The sequence below is a fragment of the Formosa sp. Hel1_33_131 genome (assembly GCF_001735745.1).
Classification (GTDB): domain Bacteria; phylum Bacteroidota; class Bacteroidia; order Flavobacteriales; family Flavobacteriaceae; genus Hel1-33-131.
In genome coordinates this window covers 1,215,533-1,235,936 of the sequence record NZ_CP017260.1, presented here as the reverse complement: position 1 = coordinate 1,235,936, position 20,404 = coordinate 1,215,533, and the positions used below count along the sequence as shown (strand labels likewise).

The window sequence follows — 20,404 nt, the reverse complement described above, 5'->3', positions numbered from 1 at the left end:
CAATGGATTTAAACCTTAGTATCCTTATATTTTCGGCAGTTTCATTTATTTTTTACGGGATTACTTCTTTTTTTTCAAAGAGAATGCTGTCCGAATATGCGCGTTGGGGCTATAAAAATCAACGGATTTTGTTGGGCTGTTTGCAACTATTAGGAGGGATCGGCTTACTCGTTGGGATTGTCAATCCGATACTGCTTTCGGTAGCTTCTTTTTTATTAACTTTTATGATGATTACGGCTATTTTTGTAAGAATCAAAATAAAAGACAGTACCGTTCAGATGCTGCCTGCTATTTTTTATACCGTGTTAAACTTTATAATATTATACAATTCACTAACGTAGTTGTTGAGTAACAAAATGTTTGGATTTAAGAAGGTAAACGTCCTGTTTTAGCCCTTCTTTTTTTTACTTTTATCGATTGGGAATCTTCCTTGATTTCCTATGCCGTCCATATCGTGCTCATCATAGGCCTGTTGATGTTCACTTCGTTGTATTTTATGTTGTTTCGAAACGATTGTCAACAAGAAATAGACGTACACTATAAAAATAATAAACCCGAAAATAAAGATAAGTAAATTCATTTTTTTCTTCTTTGTCTAATGGCAATGGAAAGGGATAAAATTGATGGAACCCAAATTCCTACAAAAATACCTTCTAGCTTGTTTCCCATAAACCACAAGGTTACAGACATTAAAAAGGACATGAATGCAAGTATAATAGGGTAGTAGGCTTCAATAAAATCTTTCATTGTTTTTTATTTAAATTTAATCAAGATTAAGTGTAAAAATGTTACAAAATTCACAAATTTTTAATCAATATGTTAAATTTAAACCCAAAGTATTAGTGTTTTGACAGAAGTTAGATCAGGGTTTAGCCCGTCTTTCTAAATGTTAAAGGCGGTGTGAATTTTGTCAATAAATTTTTAAGAACTATTGAATTTTCGGAGGCTGATGGACCTAAGAACTAGAACTTAGTTTTCTGTTTACTATCCAAATCCGCCTGCCGCTGCGCTGTTTTGGGCACTTTGTTGTCGCCTCATTAGAAACATGGCACAGACTAGGAGCACGTAATTGGTGTGGTCTTTATCATTGAATTCGGCCTCCAAAGATTCTTTCCATTTTTTTAAAGCATAATGAATGGTTAAAACAGGGGTTTTCCCATTTTCGCGAAGAATATACTGCCGGTCGGATGCATACCATTTTCCTTCCTTTTCTGTTTTTAGCCAATATTGCTTGTCCTTCAAGATTATTTTAGAGCCTGTTTTAAAGCTCCAGTTGATGTCTCCAATGGGCTGTCCACTTTCTAAGATAGTAAAGGAGGTGGCCCAAAACCCTTTTTTCTTTAGCTCGTAGGTTTTGCTGTTATAAAAAAATTGTATTTCTGGGGAGTACCATTTTGGCTTGCGCCCTTTGAGGATAATTTTATCGTTGTCAAGAATTTTAAACTCTTTATTGTTTTTTGCTATTTCGATCTTCATAATTCAAAGATAATAAATCTTTTAACTAAGGGGTTCTTATTAAAAATTGCCCAAAGCCCTTGTTTTGTTTAGCCTTAAAGTTGAACCTTGTGTTTCCATAATTAAATAGTGTTAGGTGTAACGCTATTTTAGGACGGAAAACAGGTTTCTAACAAAAAAGCTCTCCAAAAAGAGGGCGTAATTTTAATTATTTGAGTGTGAGCCATCACAATACCCATTTGGGTCTTGCGTATTTCCACACCCACACATTGGGCGGTCTTGTTTTTTATAAATCATAATTTTTATATTTTTTGTAATGTTATGTCAAGAGTAATTTCATCTAATATTAGAGTATCTCCCAAGTTTTCAAAAAAGCTTCCTGAAGCAAATTGAATGTCATGTTTTGACCGATCAAAAGTTAATTTACTTTCAATTCTATCGTTATAAACAATTAAATTAAAATCGACAGTCTGGGTAATGCCTTTAATTGTTAAAACTCCTGTTAGTTCATAAGAGTTCTTATTTTGAGAATTCACTTTTTTGATAACCAAGGTTGCTTCAGGGTGTTTCTCAACGTAGAAAAAGTCGTCAGACTTCAAGTGCCCTTCAAGTTTTTGTTTCCATTCTCCAGTTAAATCATCACTAGTCAATGACGTCATATCCACCGTAAAGACGCCAAATGGTTTGTTTGAGTTTTCTAATGATAATGATGCAGAACTAAACTTTAAAGAACCTGAGTGGGCTTGATTTGTGATTTTCTTTCCGGTCCATTTGACATTTCCTTTTTCTAAATCAAATTTAATTTGTGAAAAAGCAGTCGTTGTAACTACAATTAGTAAGATTGATACTAAATTTTTTGTTTTCATTGCGATTATTTTTTTTGTTCCTGCAATAGTAATACATTTGGTAATATAAAGTAACTTGTTACCTTTAGGTAACTATTAAATTCTGGACACTTAATTGTAACTAAAACAGTATTATGAAAGTAACTAAAGACCTATGTCCAGTGACTTCTTTTACCGAAATGTTGGGAGGGAAATGGAAGCTTATAATTATCAATATTATTCGAACAAGAGGTGTGATTCGATTTGGTCAACTTGCAGCAGCAATCCCAAATATTTCAAGAAAGGTTTTGACAGACCAATTAAAGAGTTTGGAAAAAGACAATCTTATAAAGAGAAAACAATACCAACAAATCCCTCCAAAAGTAGAATACTCTTTAACTAAAAAATCTGAAAGTCTTTGCAGTGTTTTTAAGACCATTGAAGACTGGGTAAACCAACCTTAAGACGTTTATAAATAGCAGAATTATGATAAGAAAACGTCCCTGTTTACACAAGTAAATTGCGTATTAAAGGCAAAAGACAAAACAATTAAGCCTACTTTTATTAACTTTAGCAAATGGTTAAAACATTCGTTAACAAACACTATAGGATGATGAAAGAATCTCTCATAATAATTTTAATAATTTTAGGGTTTCAATCTTGCGTTGGCGCCCAGAAAGACAGCGAAATATTTACAATATATTTAGTTAGACATTCAGAAAAAGATTTAACATCCAATAATTATTCAAACCCTCCACTTTCTCAATGTGGCGCGGAAAGATCGGAGAATTTAAGTAATTTTCTTAGTGATGTAGCCCTTGATGTTATATACAGCACGGACTATATTCGAACTCAAAATACAGCACTTCCAACAGCACTGTCCAAAGGACTGGAGATTAGTGAATACAACCCTCAAGAACTTGAGGATTTTTCAAAATTATTAATCGACAGCAAACAAGACGCACTCGTTGTTGGGCATAGCAATACCACAGGGGTTTTAGCGGGCTTATTGGTCGGTGAAGAGATAGGGGCATTTGATTTAGACATCTATGATCGTGTTTATCAGGTATTAATTTATAAAAATAGTGGTCGGCTTCATTTATTACATACCGCTTTTGATTGCAGTGAATAAATGCATAAATAGCTATTAAAACCGAAAACGCTTATTTCTAAATTTGTCATAGTATTTTATTAAATAGCTACACAAAAACTTAAACAAATATTTTTTTCGTTATTTTTTTAAAATCTCCATTTTCAATATTTTTCTTCTTAAAATAACATATACTTCTGATTTTCAGGATCGAAAGAATATAATTAATTTTCATTAAAGATTAAACAGTTGTATATTTAAGTTTTGACGATTGTATTAACCAAGCTTTGACCAATGACTAAAAATTTCTTTTTATCGCTACTTTGTTTAATTTCTGTTTATAATTTTTGTTTTGCTCAAGTACCCATTGACAACTACTCTGTGAACGGTCTTGGACAAGTACAATTATCAATTCAAGCACAAGCAGGTAAATATTATGTGCTTCATGCACAGCACAGTTCTACGTTTAACTGGGCAACCTCAATGACAATAGGAGTTAGTGGAACCATGATCATTTCTGAATCATTGAGCGCTTATCCAATAGAGAACTATTCTATAACAGAACATAATGTATCAGCTCCTGACGATTATGATGGAGATGGCATAGATGACATTACAGAATTTAATAACATGCCAACGGATGCGCCTTTCAACTTTGCACCGCCTATTGAACTTATTGACGGGTCAACCTCAATACCAGATGTTGAAACTTTTATGGAGTTGGCAACAATAAATAATGTGGGTTGGGCGCCATTCCTTGACGATCAAATGTATGTTAAGTTTGGAATACTTGACAGAGATACCACCGAACCACAGGTCTATTTTATCAATAGCAATACCTATACCATCCACGCCAGTTTTTGGGGGGGCATTGGTGCATCTGTCACTGGAGATGACAGTTCTGGGGAGATTGTTTTTAATCCCAACGACATCCTTCCAAGTGGTGTGATAGGAACCTATTCGGTCAATTTTTCTTTTGGAAACGCCTATGATTTTGAGGCCACTCAAAGAACGTATGAGTTATTGGCAGCCAGCATGCCTTTTCTTCAAAATAACATGAACCACTTTATTGGTCAATCTGATGAAAACGACCATATCAATAATCACGCCGATGATTTTGTAGGTTCTAGAATTGATGTGGTTTTAGAATCGGATGTGTTTGCGGAAATCAATTACATCCCTTTTCATGAAGCAGAAGGATACGGATTTTTTAAACACATGACGGATCTTAATGAAACTCCTGGAAGTAGAGATATTGTGCTCTATGACGCACTACCAAATTCACTGCCTAGAGTGGGAGGCATCATAACGTCTGTTATACAAACGCCTTTGTCGCACGTGAACCTAAGAGCCATTCAAGACAATGTCCCAAATGCATACATCGCAAATCCTTTAGCCAATGATGCCATAGCAAATCTGTTAGGAGGCTATATTTATTACAAAGTAGAAAACGAGCAGTATGAAATACGAGAAGCTACTTTAACAGAAGTGAATGACTGGTATGAAGAACTGAGACCCACAGAACCACAAACGCCAATACGAGATTTAAGCATCACGGAAATCATGCCCTTAGACGACATTGCGTTTGAAATGTCGACGGCGTTTGGAGCAAAGTGTGCCAACGTTGCCACTATGAGGTCGTTTGAACTTCCAGCGGGTACCATCCCTGATGGTTTTGGAATTCCATTTTACTACTATGATGAATTTATGCAATTCAATAATTTTTATCAAGAGGCACAAATCATGATCGATAATCCTAGCTTCCAAACGGATTTAAACTTTCGAATTGATCGTCTAAAAGATTTTAGAAGAGCCATTAAAGATGCGCCAATGCCGCAATGGATGTTGGACAATTTACAAGTTATGCACGACGATTTTCCAGAAGGGACGGCCGTGAGGTGTCGATCCAGCACGAATAACGAAGATTTACCCGGATTTAGTGGCGCAGGTTTATACACCTCTAAAACGCAATACCTAGACGAAGGTCATATCTCTAAATCTATCAAACAGGTCTATGCCAGCATGTGGAATTTTAGAGCTTATGAGGAAAGAGATTTTTACCGTGTGAACCACTTTATAGCAGCGATGGGACTGCTCTGTCACCCCAATTTTCAAGAGGAAAAATCAAATGGCGTCGGCATTAGTATCGATCCTATTTACGAAACAGAAGACACCTTTTATCTAAACACCCAAGTAGGAGAGTCCTTGATCACAAACCCCGATCCGAACTCGGTGCCAGAGGAGCTTTTATTGTATGAAGACCCTACACAAGGCGGCGGATATCTTGTGTTAAGACTGTCCAACCTAGTGAATCCAGGGGAGCTGGTAATGGATCAAGTGTATATCGATCAAATGAGAGATTTCCTTACGGTTATTCATGATGGATTTGCAGTGCTCTATGATGTTGTAGGAGCCGATGACTTTGGAATAGACATCGAATATAAAGTAACAGCACAAGATCAGTTGGTAATTAAACAAGCAAGACCATGGGTTTCATTCTGGGCAAATATTAATGGCGATAATGATTTGGGTATTACAGCAATTACAGAGCCGCAATCTTCCTCTAACCTTGGAAGCAATGAACTTGTAACAATCACAATTGCCAATCAAGGGTTAAACCCGATGAGTAATTTTGATATCGAGTTGGTCGTGGACGGTCAATCGATGGAAACAATTACAATTTCCCAAACAATTGAACCTTTTACTGAAGCTGATTTTCAATTCACAGTGCCACAAGATTTTTCAGCTATTGGAGAATATAGTGTCACAGCAATTGTGAGTCATCCAGATGATGAATACGAAAACAACGACACTTTAAACGTAGTTTTAAGTAAAGTTCACGTCTTAGATGCCGCACTTTCAATTGGGGAAGTATCGGTTCTTTGTGATGATGTGGTTGAAGTTAGTGCAAGCATTGCCAACCAAGGCTACACTACTATTACCGACGTGCAAATTGAGGTCGTCGTTAATGGTTCAGTCGTAGAGATGCTCAATGCTGCTGTTGACATCCCATTTTTGGAACAAGCAACAGTTACAATAATGATTGACAACAACCTTCAAGAAAACAATACCATTACACTAAACGTGTTAAACGTAAACAACCAAATAGATGGAGACGGAACTAACAATTCAGCTTCCACAACAACAACCCTCGATTCAAATTATGATACGATTACACTGATTATCAATGCCGATAATTATCCTCAGGAAACCTCTTGGAAACTTGTTGATGAAGCCAATCAAATCATAAACACGGGTTCTTTAAGCAATGGTACTGAGTTTTATTCGGAAGACATTTGTGTGAATTATAGCTCTTGCTTTACTCTTTATTTTTACGATTCATACGGAGATGGAATTTGCTGTGGCTTTGGCGAAGGAAATTTTCAAATCATAGACGCATCAGGGAATACAATCCTTACAAATGATGGTGAATTTGACAACTTCGTAAAAGAAGTATTTTGTCTTGATGAATCTGAGTGTGATATTACAGTGGATATCAACATATCACACGCAACCTCATCTTCTGCCAATGATGGTGTTATTACAATTAACACGAATTCTGGACTGAGTTCATATCAGTACAGTATTGATGGAGGAGAAACATTTACGGATTCTAATACATTCGATAATTTGGCACCAGCGGATTACAACGTAGTTGTTTTAGGAGCTGCGGGGCTTTGCTCATTTGAGGAAACCGTTTCAGTAGAATCCTGTAATTTTATCTCAGTCGATATCGAAGCGACTGCAGTGTCATCTGTTGTTTCAACAAATGGATCTATTGTCATTACTCCTACTTCAGGAGTTGGTCCTTATCAATATAGTATTGATGGAGGTCAAACCTTTAGTCAAAACAATGTATTTTCCAACTTAGCCGTAGGCGACTATAATGTCGTTGTAAAAGATATTGCGGACATCTGTTCATATGAAGTGGATGTTCCAATTGAAGTTGAAGGACTGGTCATTAACGAAATTAATTACAAATCAAGTGTTACGTTCAATCCCGGCGACTGGATTGAATTGTACAATCCAAAAGCAGGGACTATAGACATTTCAAATTGGCAAATAAAAGACGACAATGACACCCATGTATTTGTCATTCCGGAAGGAACTCAAATAGCAGGTAATGGATTTTTGGTACTTGTTAAAGATGCAGCTGCTTTTAGTAGTGTATTTCCAAACATTCCATACATAGGGGAATTGGACTTTGGATTTGGAGGGTCGGATGCTGTTAGAGTGTACAATTCCGATAGCAAACTCATGGACGATGTGTCTTACGATTCAATAGCACCTTGGCCGACGTGTGCAGATGAAACTGGAAATACATTGGAATTGATTACACCAGATTTAGACAACGAATTGCCAGAAAACTGGAGTTGTATCAATGACAATGGAAGTCCAAATGCCGTCAATAGTGGTGGACTTTCCATTAATGATCTCGATCCTCATTCGATAACAGTCTATCCGAACCCTGTTAACAACACGCTTTACATAGCCGGGAATTCAGAAAGATATGATATTGAAGTGTATTCATTGCTCGGTCAGCGTGTGATGACTGCATCCAATTCCAGTGAAATTGATGTGAGCTCGTTTAATGAAGGCATTTACTTGATAAAAATAAGCACCGAGAACACAACGACCGTAAAACGCATTGTCAAGTTTTGATATAAAATTTGATAATGTATTTTAATTTTTAGCAGTTTAGAACTCTCTGAACTTAGGGACCAATATGCGCCTGTAGTTTGGTGCGTTTTTTATTAATAATTTTCAAACCCCAACTATTTTTATATTGTAAAAAATTAATTAATCGCATGGACCATCTTCATAGGCTATAACCCCGTTCCAATTCAAAGCCATACAACTATTGTCGTATGTAATGCCATCACATCCACAAACCGGTTCAAAGATTTCGATACACACACTTTCTAAATCAATCAGTGTTTCATCAATACACATATTGGGTGTGTTCTCATTATCATCCCCACCAGAACAAGCGAAGAGTAATAAAGCGGAAACTAAGAATAGTTTTTTCATAATTAAATTGGTTTATAATTTAAATATAATGATTAGTCTAATCTACTTAAAAGCTTTAGAATCCCCTGAACTGAAAGAGAAAATATGCCTATGGTTTACTCCTCTGAATAATTAGTAAGCCATCTAAAAGTGTTTAAAACAAAATTTTTCCAGTCATATCCTTCAGTATTCATTCCAGCATACATTTTAGTTCCATCATCCATATTGAAAACCATTGCAGTAAAACCATTTGAATCCCCAAAAGCAGCAACTTTTCCAGAGCCATACATACCTGCTAACCCTTGAGAATTTCCCTTTCCTTCTGGTCCTATGCCTGTAGAGTGTTTCACATTAAATGAACTTTCATCAAGTTTTAGTATATTTTCATATTTAGAGCCTAAAAGAGCACTTCCTCCAAATGAAACTAATTTTTCTACTTTATACTTTCCGTTTACAATAGGGTGATTCGTGTTCAAATTTTTGTTTTCGAATTTTATCATTCCTGGACCGTATTTACTTTCGTAATTAATTGTATCTACAGTTGTTCCAATAGATGACTCAATGTCAAATTTTCGTAATAATGGGTTTATGGCCTGGTCAAATGGGGCGTGTTCGCTGAAGGCCAAAAGTGAGCCTCCATCAGTTACCCAGTTTTGTAATTCATCAAGCTCATTTTCAGAAAAAGTGTTTTTATCTGCTGCTGAGTTTTCAGTAGCAAAATCAAACGGTAATGCCGTAATAACGACTAGAACGCTGGCTTGACTTAAACTTGATTTAGAAAACTCTTTGTCAAGGAATGCTACTCTGTATCCATCATTTATCAATAAGTCCACAAGAGGTTTTATCAAATGAGATTGTATAAAAAAGTTTTTGTGAGTTGAGTCAAACATAATTAACGGCCCATCATTAATTTCAAATGTAGGGTCTTCAACCTCTAAATTGACATTAGTGTCATTGTACATAGGCCATTTGTAAGGGTAATTTTGTTCCTGCCCAAAAGATAGAAGTGGAACAAATAACAATAGCAGAATTAGTTTTTTCATAATCCAAATATAACTGTTATTTTGCAAGTAATATACCAAACCGTAAGTTTAACCTATTTACGAGGTCTAGAAATAGCTGAATTAAAGGAAGAAGCTATTACTAAAGACTAATTTACGGTTAAAATAAACAATTACTCATCCTCATTACTGTGACCGCCAAACCTGTCCACCATCATCTGTCTATAAAGTTCCAAAGAATCTATATCTAAATCTTCAATCTTTGTTTTTTTGTACATCGAAACCTGAATTTTCTTTTGATTCAGAGTATTCTCTTTTGGGTTAGTAGTGTTTCTCTGTGCGTGTTTTGCCATTTCTTTCAAATATGTTTCATTATCCATAATTTCAATAGTTTTTATTAATCTTAGTTTCTAATATTTCATTTTAATACTTCATAAGTATAGTAAGTATTAACCCTCTTCCTCCTCTAACCAAATTTGTTGTTGTAACCATAATCGAGCATAATGCTCTTTCATGCGTAATTCGTTAAGGCGTTTGTTTTCCGCTTCTGATAAGGTAATTTTTTCTTCGTTTTTCATTGTATTACAATTTAAGTTAGACATAAATTGCAACAAGTAAGGATGTGGATGACTCGTTAATTTTTGGAGAGTTCCCGCATTCTAAACCACCGTGCTTCGAGGAAGTCGGTTGGTACGCTATTAACGTTCCTGATGCATTACAAACTTATAAAAATTAAACTAAAGGATCAAAATTTACTCCAGTATAACAAAATGGAGGGGATACACCCAACACAGCAAGTTAGGTGTGGGGGCTCTGTTGGGAGGGGACTCATCACTTACATACACTAACTTTATGCTATATTTGTGTTTATAGGTGGTTTATTTTTTGAAAGCTTAAAATCTGCCTTTTTTATTCGCAAGGGTCTGTTCGAGTTGTTCTTATTGCTGTATAAATTTCATCATCAGAGATATATTCTGTTAATATATTTTCATCATCAGAAACAGTAATTCTACTCGTAAAATCAATTTCTCCATCTTCTGTTTCTTTATTAATTATTAAATTATCATAATTGTTTTCCACGATATTCCATGTTTGACCATTTGTAGAGTTTTGGATACCCCAAACATATTCGTTGCAACTATCTTCTGTACCCCTTTTGAATCCTTCTAAATTAAACGAAAGTCCTAAAGCAAATTCTCCTTCTGGTGAATTAACTTCCCAAACAATACCAGCATATCTTTCTAAAAAAAGTCTGATTAGAAGAGTTATTATCACTATCATCACTTGAACAAGCAACGATAAGTACAGTGAAAAATAAATAAATAAAATTTTTCATAATCAAATTGGTTTATACTTCAAATATAATAAATAATTAGTTCAGTAGCTTTGGAACAACCCGTGTTGGGAAAAGCATTAGCACCAAATGAGTGCCAAGAAATTCACAATATTTGGTGGAGTTTTTTTGAAGCAGCAAATTTTGATTCCGTAATTTATACGTATATTAGCAGTAAAACAAACGAACATGTTACAAACTAAACACCGAAAGGAAGTCTCTTTAGAAAATGATACATTGGCCATATTAAAAATTCAAGCCGAAAAAGAAGGGAGAAAACTTAAAAACTATATGGAGCATGTTTTACGTGAAAAAGCCAATAGTTTTGAGTTAACTGAAGACTATAAGATGATGATGGATGGGATGCTTGATAAGAATAAAAAGGGTGAATTAAATTATATTAGTGAATCAGATTTTCGGAAACGAACCACTCGTAAATGAAACACACTATAAAGTTTGAAGAAGCCTCTTTAGCAAACTTCAACAACACTATTGGGCAGTATGAAAAAATATCAGTAGAATTGGCTGACAGATTTCATAATGAGTTTTGGAATAAAATAGACGCTATTAAAGAAAATCCTTTACAGTATCCGTACAGGTATAAAACAATACGGATCGCACATTTAAAAGTCTTTCCTTACGGGATTCATTTTATTATTGATGACAAGATAATAAGGGTTTTCAGGGTGGTCCCACTTGGGCTCGAACCAAGGACCCTCTGCCCCGATAGCTATCGGGGGAGTCAGATGCTCGTTTGCTTTTTTATTTTATCTACTAGTTCTGGATATTTTTTCAAATTCTCAATAAAAACTCGGCTTTTCATTTGTTTAATTTTACGTTCGAGTCGAAGAGCATGTTTGTTTGTTTCTGTTTGAATTACCAAAAAGCGTTTCCAGTCGTCAGACTTGGAGGTGTAAGAAGCGACGTATTTTTTGGAGTTATGAGCTTTCAGTCTTAAGTCAAAGTTAGCACATGATCCTGTGTAATACGAATCAAGTTGAGGGCTGTATATGATATAACAAAAGGGCATCGATCTGGTTTTGATATAAAAAAGCAGCCCTAGAGCTGCTTTTATTTGTGGTCCCACTTGGGCTCGAACCAAGGACCCTCTGCCCCGATAGCTATCGGGGGAGTCAGATGCTCGTTTGCTTTTTTATTTTATCTACTAGTTCTGGATATTTTTTCAAATTCTCAATAAAAACTCGGCTTTTCATTTGTTTAATTTTACGTTCGAGTCGAAGAGCATGTTTGTTTGTTTCGTTTCGAATAATATCTTTTTATCCAAACTACCGATGTAATGATATGTTGTAAACCGCTGTTTATCTTTGTGACCCATCATTTCTGCAATCCTTTCTAATGGAACTCCATTTTTAGCAAGGTAATTCCCGTAACTATGTCTTGAGGTGGATATGGTCAAAGGAATGGGTAATCCAATTTTAACTCCTATCACTTTTAGGTGTTTGTTATATCCTTTACACATTTTAGAAACCTTATTTTGTATTGTTGTCTTCTTGGGTGGGGTTCTAAATCCTCCAAAGATGTATTCACTTTCTCTATTTCCTATTCTGTCTATTAATTCTCTTAAAGGTTTTATAATTGGGATAGAGAGTTTCCTGACGGTCTTTGTTCTATTCTCAGTTTTCTGTCTCACAAATGAAATAATATCATCATCTATATCGGTCCATTTGAATTGTAAAACATCTGACATATTACTGCCGTTGCACAAAAAACAGACTTTCCAATGGTCATGTGCGTTCTCTTGGTATTTTGTATCAAAAGAGTTAAAAGTCATTAAACTATTAACCTGATCCACAGAAAAGATTTCTTTTTCTGTATTATATGTTTTAATGATGTATTTGTTCTTCCCAAAAGGAAACTCGTAGGTATGATCTAACATTTTGTGATCTACACCTAAATTTATAACCGCTTTAAGGTTTCTAAAATAAATACTTAAGGTATTATAGTAATTTTCTAATTGACTTTCTCCATCTTTTTCGATTCTTCCGTCTATGTAAAATTGTTCAAAATCGTGTAAAAAATCTTGATCTACATCCTTTAATAGTAGAGATGAATCAAAGGTTGTAATCATGTTTAAAAGTGTCTTATAATGACCCTTAGATTTATATTGCTGATTTTCTTCAAGTTTCTTTATTTTCAGTTGAATGATATCTACGAGTAAATGATCTTTATTGTTTTTTGAAGTATTGGAATTTGAAAGTTGACGTTTCAATTCACTTATTGAAAATGGTTCTAATTTTGCAGCTACTTTTTGAGCGTTATAAGTAAGATCATTCAATTCCTTTATGAAATGAGATAATTCTTTATCGACCTTACCTTGTTCTATCTTTTTTATTTGAACTTCAGTTAAAGACGCATTCAATGAAATGTGGGTTGTTTTTCGGTTGTGTGTCACCCGCAATCGTACAGGAATTTCTCCATTTACTCTCGGTGTTCTATAATCAAATACTTGTTTTATTGTTGTCATATTTTTATTGAAAGTTTTAACTTAACCATTGATTCTTTCTTTTTGCTGATTTTATTTTTTGATATAAATTCATTTAAATCTGCAATTAAAAACTTATTAGACCTCCCAATCTTATAAAAATCGATACTCCTCATAGAACACATTTTATATAAATGTGAAACGGAAATACCTAAGTAAGTAGCAGCTTCTCCAATTGTGATTAATCGTTTATCCATCCTTTTCTTTTTTAAAAGTATACATAAAATTATTTTTAAAATCAATCCCCAAATTTAAAATAAGCCCAGTTTTTATGCGGCATTTAGATTAATTTAAGTTGATTGGTGTTAGAGAAGTTTGTAAAATATTAGTGCACGAATTATGTTGATAAATAAACTTCTGTTCGATTCCTGGAGGTACCACAAAATAATCCCGTAACTCATTTATAAACAATGATTTACGGGTTTTTTGGTTTTTAGAGTTGCTCCAAAGGTTGCTCGGGAGGTATAAAAAGATAACTGGAAATGGGTTATATTGTGTTCTAAAAGTTAGGTTACTGGAAACTAAAGTTACGTTTTAACAGCGCACGATATATACAGCGCATTAAAACCAGCACATCACGCTCCATATCTCTACCCAAACTATACTTGTATTCTTTAGGGAAATTTTTGGTACTTACAAAAATTTCTAATACCAATTTATATGTATCCCTATATACAGGAAGCGCTGTGTGTAATGCCATTTTTAAAAAATAAAAATCGTCCGCTTACGCGGCACTAATTAAATTGATAAATAATTAAATAACTAAAAAGCTCGAACTGCACGCACGCTAACGTAGGTGTTGACCTTATCGTAGTAGCCCTGACCACCATTGCCGAAATACTGTACCCACGCGGTATTGCTATCGTACTCCGTAGAACTCCAGTAGTTATTAGCAGAAAAATCACTACCACTATTTGCTGCAGCTGTAGTGTTTATAGTTGCCTTATTTAAATACATTTTGTTTAACTCATCTTTTGAGGGTAAAAACCAATCTGTATGTGTTGTTCCTCCAGTATATGCCCTTGCCAGGCCTGCTGCATAAGATGTTTCGGTTGGGCCTTGTTCACTTATAATTGTCGTTGTATTGGTAGCTCCTGTGCCTATAACAGTCCCTGTTGCCCCTGTAGTATCATAACTGCCATTATACCATCGTATACCAGAACTCTGGTCTGCTACTGCTGCAATCAAACCGTGGATTTGTCCTGCAACATAACCTGTTTCTCCTTCTTCAAATAGGTGAAAAACAACGCCGCCTTGGAGAAAATCACCTACACTGATTGCATTATTAGTAATCTGAGTAATCTGAGTTTGAAGATTGGCAATCAATGTGTCTACCTCATTTTTAGAATAATACCCCTCCCAACTACTACCATTGTAATAGTAAAAACCTGCTGTACCATCTGTTTGGTATATCATTAATCCTGTGGCTGCTGGACTAATCGCATCACGCTGGGCTGCTGTCATTCTTGGCATTAATAACCCCTTTGTGGTAGAGGTAATATCTAAAGCAGACGAAGCGTCTGGAGTTGTTGTGCCTATACCCACTTGGGCATACGTTGTTGCAGTTAATAATACTGCTGCTAAAAATGTGAATAATTTTTTCATTGGTGTGTTTTTTAATAGTTGTTTTTCTTTTTTTAGTTTCTTTTATTACCAACCAGGACTTGGAGGTACAGATGCAGCTTGTGCCTTTTTAGGGTTTAGAATCATAAATGTTCCCATCGCTGTGAGTGCAGCATACTTTCCCATTTTCTTTATGGCCTCTTTTCTACTGATATCATCGGTACCGTTAGGTGTGTTTTCTGTTTTTTTCATGTGGAATGCTTATTCTATGACTAATTTTTTTGTGAAAACAATGTTTTCTGCCTGTACTTTTAAGATGTAAACTCCAGTCTTCAAACCTACTGTAGATAGTGTCTCTTTCTGTGAAGGGCTTTCCACTTGGGCATACGTTGTTGCAGTTAATAATACTGCCGCTAAAAATGTGAATAATTGTTTCATTGGTGTGTTTCGCTTTTTATAGTGTGTTTGATCTTTTAGTAATTGTTTTATTACCATTTTTAAAAAATAAAAATCGTCCGCTTACGCGGCATTAAATTAAATTGATAAATAATTAAATAACTAAAAAGCTCGAACTGCACGCACGCTATTGGCCGTGCTGCCCTTACCGTCGTTGTTCTGAGCACCATTGCCGAAAACCTGTACCCACACGACTATGTTATCGCCCTCCGTAGAACTCCAGTAGTAATTGGTTGTAAAACCGCCAACCGTATCTCTTTCTATGTACAATAAGTCTAACTCGTGTTTAGAGGGTAAATACCAGTCGCCATAAGTAACACCATCTACAGTCACTGAATACTCGTTGCAAACAGTTGCCGCAAAAGCACTACCGTCAACCGGGCCTTGGTTAGCAATAATGATGGCGGTATTTTTTAAACCAGCACCAATACCATCTGCTCTGGCACGAGTATAAGTATATGAACCTCCATACCAACGGATACCTGCACTTTGGTCGGCAGTAGCAGCAATTAAGCCATGTTGTCCGCCATCATACACGAAAAACACAATACCTCCACCAAAGCTATCACCAATGGCGTGTGTTGTAACACCAACCTTAGCGGTATTTGCTGCTACAGCTGTATTTGCAGAAACTAATGCTTCTGTATATCCTACTTTTAATGTGTTAGCTGCTACATCTGTATTGGCTGAAACCAATGCTTCTGTATAACCAACGTTAGCCCAACTACTGCCATTGTAATAGTAAAAACCTACTGTACCATCTGTTTGGTATATCATTAATCCAGTTGCTGGAGAGCTAATCGCATCACGCTGGGTCTCTGTGAGTCTTGGAATTAAAATTCCACCTGTAGTGGATTCAATCTCTAATGCCGAAGAGGCATCAGGGTTATTTGTGTTGATACCTACTTGTGCGTAACCCAATGCTGTGAACAGCATAAGTGCTATTAATGTGATTTTTTTCATCTTATTGTTTTATGATTTTAAATGTTGAAATTTGGTTTTGTGTGTTTTGTAAATTCAGTAAATAAACACCTGTTGGTAAGTCTGTAACATCCAGTTCTAAGGCATTTGATTCTAATATTTTTTGACCTGCTGTATTGAACAATGTTGAGTGTTGCGCAAAATTAGAAACTATAATTATTTTATCGGTTGTTGGATTTGGGTAAACACGTACGATATCATTTAGTGTTTCTGTTTTTATGGTGAGTGTTGCTGATGAAGCACTTGCAGTAATTTTTTTAAATCCAACAAGTTCTGTGAAATCATAACTCAATATGTTGTTTGTATCATCAATGTTTGGAGCAACATTGTTCCAAACATCGTTGGCATCCAATACTTCTAGAACTAATTCTGCTTCGTCAATACCATTGAGTTCAGAATCTAAATAACGAAAAGAAATTAGTCCTGAATAATCAGATAATTCTTCAGACAACTCATAAACTCTTTCAATGCTGGAGTTATCCCCCACAACAATTGGGGTTGATGTATGATCAAATGCATTGGGACCAGCAATAGTATAAGTAGTGCTTGGCGCTAACTGAAGTCCGTCTATTGTTACTGAACTATTAGCGTCAATGGTAATAATGCTACCTTCAACAACTGTAAGTGTCTGGGAAAAACTAAAGCCAAAGACAAGTAAAGTAGAGACTAAGAGTAGTTTTTTCATTTAATTCATAATTTATTTTGTTCAAACAAATCTAATTAAAATTAAACAATTTACATCATAAAAAGAGTTTGATTAATCAATGTTTTTTCAATTAGATTAAAGATTTAAGAAAGACCTAATTTTATTTCTAGCTGTTTGTTTAGGTAATTTTTTTCTATCTATTAAGCTAAATGTTTTTTTGCGTCTTTGAGGACTTCAAAAAACCACTGCTGTTATATAATTCAAAATTAAATGTTTAGTTAACTGATTTTATACTGAATTCTCACATATACAAATGAAATAATAGTTTCTAATATGCTAGTCCACTTAAAGTTCATAATTTTACTTTAATTTAGTGTCCTAACATATCATATGTAGTGCAGTTTTATGAAACAATATACCATAAAGGGTTTTGCTGATTTACTTATAACCTCAACACAGTTTAATAATCAAAAAACAAGAGATAAAAAACTGTTATTGCTTGACAGGTGTAATTGGCTTATATCTTCTATTATAAGGTTACACATAAAACTAAATGAACCATATGGTAAACACCTTAATCTACAATCACAATTATTAAAAAAATATATAGGCGATAGGACATATAAAGACATTCAATTATGTTTGATTGGATTAGGCATCATAATAGAAAATCCTAAATATTCAACAAGTAAATTCTCAAAATCATTTGCTTTAACCCCAAAAGCAATTAAGTTAGGCGTCAAAAATACTATTGTATATTCTAAAAAGTTCAACACAAAATTAAATGCTTTAAAAGAACTTAATTATGAAGACACTTTTTCAAATCCTGTATTAAGGAAAATATTAGTTAATACATCAAAGTTGTTTGTTGTAGAAGAACCGTTTTATTACGTTGAAAGAATATTGCCAAGTTCAATCTATGTTGAAACTAAAAATGGTCAAGTAGACATCTCTGAACCCGTAAACCAATTTAGAGTTGACCGATATGATGCGTTTTACAATTCCTTTTATGCACTTAACAAGGTTACAGACCCAAAAGTATTATTTAACTCTTCCATAAATTATACACCTACCATTTCTAAATCTGGTAGAATATATCACGTGATAGCCTCAATGCCAAAACTAATTAGAGAAAGCATCAGAACCAAGTCTAATGAGTTAATTTGGGAAGTAGATATGTGTTCAGCTCAACCGTCAATTATTTTTTTAGAATGGTTAAAATACGCTCAAAAGAACAACATCAAACACGTTGAAAAGGAATACAACCATTGCCTTAAACTTCTTTTAAGTGGAGGTATATATGTATATGTTCAAGAGAACTCTGGATACTTTAAAGGTTTAAGTTATGAGAAACTTAAAAAGAGTATTCTATCAGCAATTAATGCAGAAAATAAACCAACTCAACCAAATAAAGAATTAAGTAGGTTATTCCCTAATGTAATGATGTGGGTTAATGCAATTAAAAAGAACTCGGGTTACAAGAAAGTGAGTTTTCTAGGACAAAGTGCAGAAGCTGATATATTTGTTGAGGTGTATAAAAAAATACCAAATGATAAATTTGCATTAATCATACACGATTGTATTTTAACTACTGAAAAGGATATTTTGCTTGTAAAAAACCTATTAGAAGATAGAGTTCGTAAACTATTTAGTGATGTAATACTAGAACATCATAATTTAGACAAACTGTTTAAAACAAGTTTAGTTTCAATACCAGACCATATGCTTGAAAAAACTCAAATGAATGCATACTTTAAAAAATGCTTTGAGGAAGGTGTTGTTGATTGAGCCCATAAGAAACAATTAGCTCAGTAGCTTTGGAACAAAGCGTGTTGAGAAAAGGGCTAAAAGCGAAAAGAACAGAATTGTCTGTCAAAAGTCTGTCAGTTTTTAGTAAATTTGGACTGTTCTTTGAGATGTTTAGAAATTAAGTAAGAGATGGCTTTTAGAAGCTTTTCGAGACTGGTTAGAGAGTGAGAGCAACAAAAAACCCCTCAATAAAGAAGGGTTTTCAGGGTGGTCCCACTTGGGCTCGAACCAAGGACCCTCTGCCCCGATAGTTATCGGGGGAGTCAGATGCACGTTTGCTTTTTTATTTTATCTACTAGTTCAGGATATTTTTTCAAATTCTCAATAAAAACTCGGCTTTTCATTTGTTTAATTTTACGTTCGAGTCGAAGAGCATGTTTGTTTGTTTCTGTTTGAATTACCAAAAAGCGTTTCCAGTCGTCAGACTTGGAGGTGTAAGAAGCGACGTATTTTTTGGAGTTATGAGCTTTCAGTCTGAGGTCAAAATTAGCACATGATCCTGTGTAATACGAATCAAGTTGAGGGCTGTATATGATATAACAAAAGGGCATCGATCTGGTTTTGATATAAAAAAGCAGCCCTAGAGCTGCTTTTATTTGTGGTCCCACATGGGCTCGAACCATGGACCCTCTGCCCCGATAGCTATCGGGGGAGTCAGATGCTCGTTTGCTTTTTTATTTTATCTACTAGTTCTGGATATTTTTTCAAATTCTCAATAAAAACTCGGCTTTTCATTTGTTTAATTTTACTTCCAAGTCGAAGAGCATGTTTGTTTGTTTCTGTTTGAATTACCAAAAAGCGTTTCCAGTCGTCAGACTTGGAGGTGTAAGAAGCGACGTATTTTTTGGAGTTATGAGCTTTCAGTCTTAAGTCAAAGTTAGCACATGATCCTGTGTAATACGAATCAAGTTGAGGGCTGTATATGATATAACAAAAGGGCATCGATCTGGTTTTGATATAAAAAAGCAGCCCTAGAGCTGCTTTTATTTGTGGTCCCACATGGGCTCGAACCAAGGACCCTCTGCCCCGATAGTTATCGGGGGAGTCAGATGCACGTTTGCTTTTTTATTTTATCTACTAGTTCAGGATATTTTTTCAAATTTTCAATGAAAACACGGCTTTTCATTTGTTTAATTTTACGTTCGATTTGAAGAGCATGTTTGTTGGTTTCTGTTTGAATTACCAAAAAGCGTTCCCAGTCGTCAGACTTGGAGGTGTAAGAAGAAGCATATTTTTTGGAGTTATGAGCTTTCAGTCTGAGGTCAAAATTAGCACATGATCCTGTGTAATACGAATCAAGTTGAGGGCTGTATATGATATAACAAAAGGGCATCGATCTGGTTTTGATATAAAAAAGCAGCCCTAGAGCTGCTTTTATTTGTGGTCCCACATGGGCTCGAACCATGGACCCTCTGCCCCGATAGTTATCGGGGGAGTCAGATGCACGTTTGCTTTTTTATTTTATCTACTAGTTCAGGATATTTTTTCAAATTTTCAATGAAAACACGGCTTTTCATTTGTTTAATTTTACGTTCGATTTGAAGAGCATGTTTGTTGGTTTCTGTTTGAATTACCAAAAAGCGTTCCCAGTCGTCAGACTGTGAGGTGTAAGAAGAAGCATATTTTTTGGAGTTATGAGCTTTCAGTCTGAGGTCAAAATTAGCACACGATCCTGTGTAATACGAATCAATTTGAGGGCTGTATATGATATAACAAAAGGGCATCGATCTGGT

At 35.0% G+C, this 20,404-nt stretch carries 27 protein-coding genes and 1 riboswitch; of the genes, 6 read left to right on the top strand and 21 right to left on the bottom strand.

Annotation, left to right across the window (positions count from 1 at the left end; genetic code table 11):
* The first annotated feature begins 2 nt into the window (after positions 1–2).
* Positions 3–341, top strand: coding sequence for a DoxX family protein (locus FORMB_RS05575; protein ID WP_069676513.1), 339 nt, complete (start codon positions 3–5; stop codon positions 339–341).
* A gap of 47 nt (positions 342–388) precedes the next feature.
* Here the strand turns inward: FORMB_RS05575 and FORMB_RS05570 are convergent, their stop codons facing one another.
* The 4 genes from FORMB_RS05570 to FORMB_RS05560 all read right to left on the bottom strand — a co-directional run bounded on the left by FORMB_RS05570 (position 389) and on the right by FORMB_RS05560 (position 2,321).
* Positions 389–580, bottom strand: coding sequence for a hypothetical protein (locus FORMB_RS05570; RefSeq protein WP_069676512.1), 192 nt, complete (start codon positions 578–580; stop codon positions 389–391).
* Positions 577–747: a hypothetical protein gene (locus tag FORMB_RS13125; protein ID WP_197493504.1), complete on the bottom strand. Its 171-nt coding sequence runs from the start codon at positions 745–747 to the stop codon at positions 577–579. The genes FORMB_RS05570 and FORMB_RS13125 overlap by 4 nt, the downstream gene beginning before the upstream one ends.
* A gap of 237 nt (positions 748–984) precedes the next feature.
* Positions 985–1,476 carry a hypothetical protein gene (locus FORMB_RS05565; RefSeq protein WP_069676511.1) on the bottom strand — a complete coding sequence of 164 codons (492 nt, stop codon included), beginning with the start codon at positions 1,474–1,476 and terminating at the stop codon, positions 985–987.
* 281 nt (positions 1,477–1,757) lie between these two features.
* Positions 1,758–2,321: a YceI family protein gene (locus FORMB_RS05560; RefSeq protein WP_069676510.1), complete on the bottom strand. Its 564-nt coding sequence runs from the start codon at positions 2,319–2,321 to the stop codon at positions 1,758–1,760.
* A 113-nt stretch (positions 2,322–2,434) separates the two neighbouring features.
* Here FORMB_RS05560 and FORMB_RS05555 point away from each other — a divergent pair, with 113 nt between their 5' ends.
* The 3 genes from FORMB_RS05555 to FORMB_RS05545 all read left to right on the top strand — a co-directional run bounded on the left by FORMB_RS05555 (position 2,435) and on the right by FORMB_RS05545 (position 8,031).
* On the top strand, positions 2,435–2,743 hold the full coding sequence (locus tag FORMB_RS05555) for a winged helix-turn-helix transcriptional regulator (RefSeq protein WP_069676509.1): 309 nt from the start codon (positions 2,435–2,437) through the stop codon (positions 2,741–2,743).
* Between the two features lie 146 nt (positions 2,744–2,889).
* Entirely contained in the window at positions 2,890–3,411 is a 522-nt protein-coding gene (locus tag FORMB_RS05550; protein WP_197493503.1) for a SixA phosphatase family protein, read from the top strand.
* A 252-nt stretch (positions 3,412–3,663) separates the two neighbouring features.
* A complete protein-coding gene (locus FORMB_RS05545; RefSeq protein ID WP_069676507.1) occupies positions 3,664–8,031 on the top strand; it encodes a PEP/pyruvate-binding domain-containing protein in 4,368 nt (1,455 codons plus the stop codon).
* Between the two features lie 138 nt (positions 8,032–8,169).
* Here the strand turns inward: FORMB_RS05545 and FORMB_RS05540 are convergent, their stop codons facing one another.
* The 5 genes from FORMB_RS05540 to FORMB_RS05525 form a co-directional block, all read right to left on the bottom strand.
* Positions 8,170–8,400 (bottom strand): hypothetical protein, encoded by a 231-nt coding sequence (locus FORMB_RS05540; RefSeq protein ID WP_069676506.1) that lies wholly within the window; start codon positions 8,398–8,400, stop codon positions 8,170–8,172.
* Positions 8,401–8,495: 95 nt separating this feature from the next.
* Positions 8,496–9,422: a hypothetical protein gene (locus FORMB_RS05535; protein ID WP_069676505.1), complete on the bottom strand. Its 927-nt coding sequence runs from the start codon at positions 9,420–9,422 to the stop codon at positions 8,496–8,498.
* Between the two features lie 131 nt (positions 9,423–9,553).
* Positions 9,554–9,760, bottom strand: coding sequence for a hypothetical protein (locus FORMB_RS05530; protein WP_069676504.1), 207 nt, complete (start codon positions 9,758–9,760; stop codon positions 9,554–9,556).
* A 69-nt stretch (positions 9,761–9,829) separates the two neighbouring features.
* Positions 9,830–9,958, bottom strand: coding sequence for a hypothetical protein (locus tag FORMB_RS13265; protein ID WP_257784858.1), 129 nt, complete (start codon positions 9,956–9,958; stop codon positions 9,830–9,832).
* Between the two features lie 49 nt (positions 9,959–10,007).
* Positions 10,008–10,099, bottom strand: a riboswitch (SAM-I-IV-variant riboswitch).
* A 190-nt stretch (positions 10,100–10,289) separates the two neighbouring features.
* Positions 10,290–10,661: a hypothetical protein gene (locus tag FORMB_RS05525; RefSeq protein ID WP_069676503.1), complete on the bottom strand. Its 372-nt coding sequence runs from the start codon at positions 10,659–10,661 to the stop codon at positions 10,290–10,292.
* A gap of 241 nt (positions 10,662–10,902) precedes the next feature.
* On the opposite strand from FORMB_RS05525, the gene FORMB_RS05520 reads away from it, so the two are divergent.
* Positions 10,903–11,154: a hypothetical protein gene (locus tag FORMB_RS05520; RefSeq protein WP_069676502.1), complete on the top strand. Its 252-nt coding sequence runs from the start codon at positions 10,903–10,905 to the stop codon at positions 11,152–11,154.
* Between the two features lie 301 nt (positions 11,155–11,455).
* Here FORMB_RS05520 and FORMB_RS05515 read toward each other — a convergent pair whose 3' ends face one another.
* The 8 genes from FORMB_RS05515 to FORMB_RS05485 all read right to left on the bottom strand — a co-directional run bounded on the left by FORMB_RS05515 (position 11,456) and on the right by FORMB_RS05485 (position 16,901).
* Positions 11,456–11,743 (bottom strand): GIY-YIG nuclease family protein, encoded by a 288-nt coding sequence (locus FORMB_RS05515; RefSeq protein WP_069676501.1) that lies wholly within the window; start codon positions 11,741–11,743, stop codon positions 11,456–11,458.
* Positions 11,744–11,923: 180 nt separating this feature from the next.
* Positions 11,924–13,198 carry a tyrosine-type recombinase/integrase gene (locus FORMB_RS05510; protein ID WP_069676500.1) on the bottom strand — a complete coding sequence of 425 codons (1,275 nt, stop codon included), beginning with the start codon at positions 13,196–13,198 and terminating at the stop codon, positions 11,924–11,926.
* Positions 13,195–13,413, bottom strand: coding sequence for a helix-turn-helix domain-containing protein (locus FORMB_RS05505; RefSeq protein WP_069676499.1), 219 nt, complete (start codon positions 13,411–13,413; stop codon positions 13,195–13,197). The genes FORMB_RS05510 and FORMB_RS05505 overlap by 4 nt, the downstream gene beginning before the upstream one ends.
* 565 nt (positions 13,414–13,978) lie before the next feature.
* Complete coding sequence (locus FORMB_RS05500; RefSeq protein ID WP_069676498.1) at positions 13,979–14,821, bottom strand: Lcl C-terminal domain-containing protein; 843 nt, start codon at positions 14,819–14,821, stop codon at positions 13,979–13,981.
* Between the two features lie 45 nt (positions 14,822–14,866).
* Positions 14,867–15,031, bottom strand: a complete 165-nt coding sequence (locus tag FORMB_RS13120) for a hypothetical protein (RefSeq protein ID WP_197493502.1) — start codon at positions 15,029–15,031, stop codon at positions 14,867–14,869.
* A gap of 9 nt (positions 15,032–15,040) precedes the next feature.
* The gene (locus tag FORMB_RS05495) at positions 15,041–15,217 is read right to left on the bottom strand and encodes a T9SS type A sorting domain-containing protein (RefSeq protein WP_197493501.1); all 177 of its coding nucleotides are present in this window, start codon (positions 15,215–15,217) and stop codon (positions 15,041–15,043) included.
* 120 nt (positions 15,218–15,337) lie between these two features.
* Complete coding sequence (locus tag FORMB_RS05490) at positions 15,338–16,198, bottom strand: DUF1566 domain-containing protein (RefSeq protein ID WP_069676496.1); 861 nt, start codon at positions 16,196–16,198, stop codon at positions 15,338–15,340.
* A 1-nt stretch (position 16,199) separates the two neighbouring features.
* The gene (locus FORMB_RS05485) at positions 16,200–16,901 is read right to left on the bottom strand and encodes a T9SS type A sorting domain-containing protein (RefSeq protein WP_069676495.1); all 702 of its coding nucleotides are present in this window, start codon (positions 16,899–16,901) and stop codon (positions 16,200–16,202) included.
* Positions 16,902–17,267: 366 nt separating this feature from the next.
* Here FORMB_RS05485 and FORMB_RS05480 point away from each other — a divergent pair, with 366 nt between their 5' ends.
* Positions 17,268–18,650, top strand: a complete 1,383-nt coding sequence (locus FORMB_RS05480; protein ID WP_069676494.1) for a hypothetical protein — start codon at positions 17,268–17,270, stop codon at positions 18,648–18,650.
* Positions 18,651–18,934: 284 nt separating this feature from the next.
* Here FORMB_RS05480 and FORMB_RS05475 read toward each other — a convergent pair whose 3' ends face one another.
* The 4 genes from FORMB_RS05475 to FORMB_RS05460 all read right to left on the bottom strand — a co-directional run bounded on the left by FORMB_RS05475 (position 18,935) and on the right by FORMB_RS05460 (position 20,395).
* Entirely contained in the window at positions 18,935–19,222 is a 288-nt protein-coding gene (locus FORMB_RS05475; RefSeq protein WP_069676493.1) for a GIY-YIG nuclease family protein, read from the bottom strand.
* A 103-nt stretch (positions 19,223–19,325) separates the two neighbouring features.
* Positions 19,326–19,613, bottom strand: coding sequence for a GIY-YIG nuclease family protein (locus FORMB_RS05470; protein WP_069676492.1), 288 nt, complete (start codon positions 19,611–19,613; stop codon positions 19,326–19,328).
* 103 nt (positions 19,614–19,716) lie between these two features.
* The gene (locus FORMB_RS05465) at positions 19,717–20,004 is read right to left on the bottom strand and encodes a GIY-YIG nuclease family protein (protein WP_069676491.1); all 288 of its coding nucleotides are present in this window, start codon (positions 20,002–20,004) and stop codon (positions 19,717–19,719) included.
* A 103-nt stretch (positions 20,005–20,107) separates the two neighbouring features.
* Positions 20,108–20,395, bottom strand: coding sequence for a GIY-YIG nuclease family protein (locus tag FORMB_RS05460; RefSeq protein WP_069676490.1), 288 nt, complete (start codon positions 20,393–20,395; stop codon positions 20,108–20,110).
* Positions 20,396–20,404: the final 9 nt, after the last annotated feature.

Excerpts from the sequence above, each read along its gene's own strand:
- FORMB_RS05575 (WP_069676513.1), top strand. The coding sequence starts at position 3 with ATGGATTTAAACCTTAGTATCCTTATATTTTCGGCAGTTTCATTTATT.
- FORMB_RS05570 (WP_069676512.1), bottom strand. The coding sequence starts at position 580 with ATGAATTTACTTATCTTTATTTTCGGGTTTATTATTTTTATAGTGTAC.
- FORMB_RS13125 (WP_197493504.1), bottom strand. The coding sequence starts at position 747 with ATGAAAGATTTTATTGAAGCCTACTACCCTATTATACTTGCATTCATG.
- FORMB_RS05565 (WP_069676511.1), bottom strand. The coding sequence starts at position 1,476 with ATGAAGATCGAAATAGCAAAAAACAATAAAGAGTTTAAAATTCTTGAC.
- FORMB_RS05560 (WP_069676510.1), bottom strand. The coding sequence starts at position 2,321 with ATGAAAACAAAAAATTTAGTATCAATCTTACTAATTGTAGTTACAACG.
- FORMB_RS05555 (WP_069676509.1), top strand. The coding sequence starts at position 2,435 with ATGAAAGTAACTAAAGACCTATGTCCAGTGACTTCTTTTACCGAAATG.
- FORMB_RS05550 (WP_197493503.1), top strand. The coding sequence starts at position 2,890 with ATGATGAAAGAATCTCTCATAATAATTTTAATAATTTTAGGGTTTCAA.
- FORMB_RS05545 (WP_069676507.1), top strand. The coding sequence starts at position 3,664 with ATGACTAAAAATTTCTTTTTATCGCTACTTTGTTTAATTTCTGTTTAT.
- FORMB_RS05540 (WP_069676506.1), bottom strand. The coding sequence starts at position 8,400 with ATGAAAAAACTATTCTTAGTTTCCGCTTTATTACTCTTCGCTTGTTCT.
- FORMB_RS05535 (WP_069676505.1), bottom strand. The coding sequence starts at position 9,422 with ATGAAAAAACTAATTCTGCTATTGTTATTTGTTCCACTTCTATCTTTT.
- FORMB_RS05530 (WP_069676504.1), bottom strand. The coding sequence starts at position 9,760 with ATGGATAATGAAACATATTTGAAAGAAATGGCAAAACACGCACAGAGA.
- FORMB_RS13265 (WP_257784858.1), bottom strand. The coding sequence starts at position 9,958 with ATGAAAAACGAAGAAAAAATTACCTTATCAGAAGCGGAAAACAAACGC.
- FORMB_RS05525 (WP_069676503.1), bottom strand. The coding sequence starts at position 10,661 with ATGATAGTGATAATAACTCTTCTAATCAGACTTTTTTTAGAAAGATAT.
- FORMB_RS05520 (WP_069676502.1), top strand. The coding sequence starts at position 10,903 with ATGTTACAAACTAAACACCGAAAGGAAGTCTCTTTAGAAAATGATACA.
- FORMB_RS05515 (WP_069676501.1), bottom strand. The coding sequence starts at position 11,743 with ATGCCCTTTTGTTATATCATATACAGCCCTCAACTTGATTCGTATTAC.
- FORMB_RS05510 (WP_069676500.1), bottom strand. The coding sequence starts at position 13,198 with ATGACAACAATAAAACAAGTATTTGATTATAGAACACCGAGAGTAAAT.
- FORMB_RS05505 (WP_069676499.1), bottom strand. The coding sequence starts at position 13,413 with ATGGATAAACGATTAATCACAATTGGAGAAGCTGCTACTTACTTAGGT.
- FORMB_RS05500 (WP_069676498.1), bottom strand. The coding sequence starts at position 14,821 with ATGAAAAAATTATTCACATTTTTAGCAGCAGTATTATTAACTGCAACA.
- FORMB_RS13120 (WP_197493502.1), bottom strand. The coding sequence starts at position 15,031 with ATGAAAAAAACAGAAAACACACCTAACGGTACCGATGATATCAGTAGA.
- FORMB_RS05495 (WP_197493501.1), bottom strand. The coding sequence starts at position 15,217 with ATGAAACAATTATTCACATTTTTAGCGGCAGTATTATTAACTGCAACA.
- FORMB_RS05490 (WP_069676496.1), bottom strand. The coding sequence starts at position 16,198 with ATGAAAAAAATCACATTAATAGCACTTATGCTGTTCACAGCATTGGGT.
- FORMB_RS05485 (WP_069676495.1), bottom strand. The coding sequence starts at position 16,901 with ATGAAAAAACTACTCTTAGTCTCTACTTTACTTGTCTTTGGCTTTAGT.
- FORMB_RS05480 (WP_069676494.1), top strand. The coding sequence starts at position 17,268 with ATGAAACAATATACCATAAAGGGTTTTGCTGATTTACTTATAACCTCA.
- FORMB_RS05475 (WP_069676493.1), bottom strand. The coding sequence starts at position 19,222 with ATGCCCTTTTGTTATATCATATACAGCCCTCAACTTGATTCGTATTAC.
- FORMB_RS05470 (WP_069676492.1), bottom strand. The coding sequence starts at position 19,613 with ATGCCCTTTTGTTATATCATATACAGCCCTCAACTTGATTCGTATTAC.
- FORMB_RS05465 (WP_069676491.1), bottom strand. The coding sequence starts at position 20,004 with ATGCCCTTTTGTTATATCATATACAGCCCTCAACTTGATTCGTATTAC.
- FORMB_RS05460 (WP_069676490.1), bottom strand. The coding sequence starts at position 20,395 with ATGCCCTTTTGTTATATCATATACAGCCCTCAAATTGATTCGTATTAC.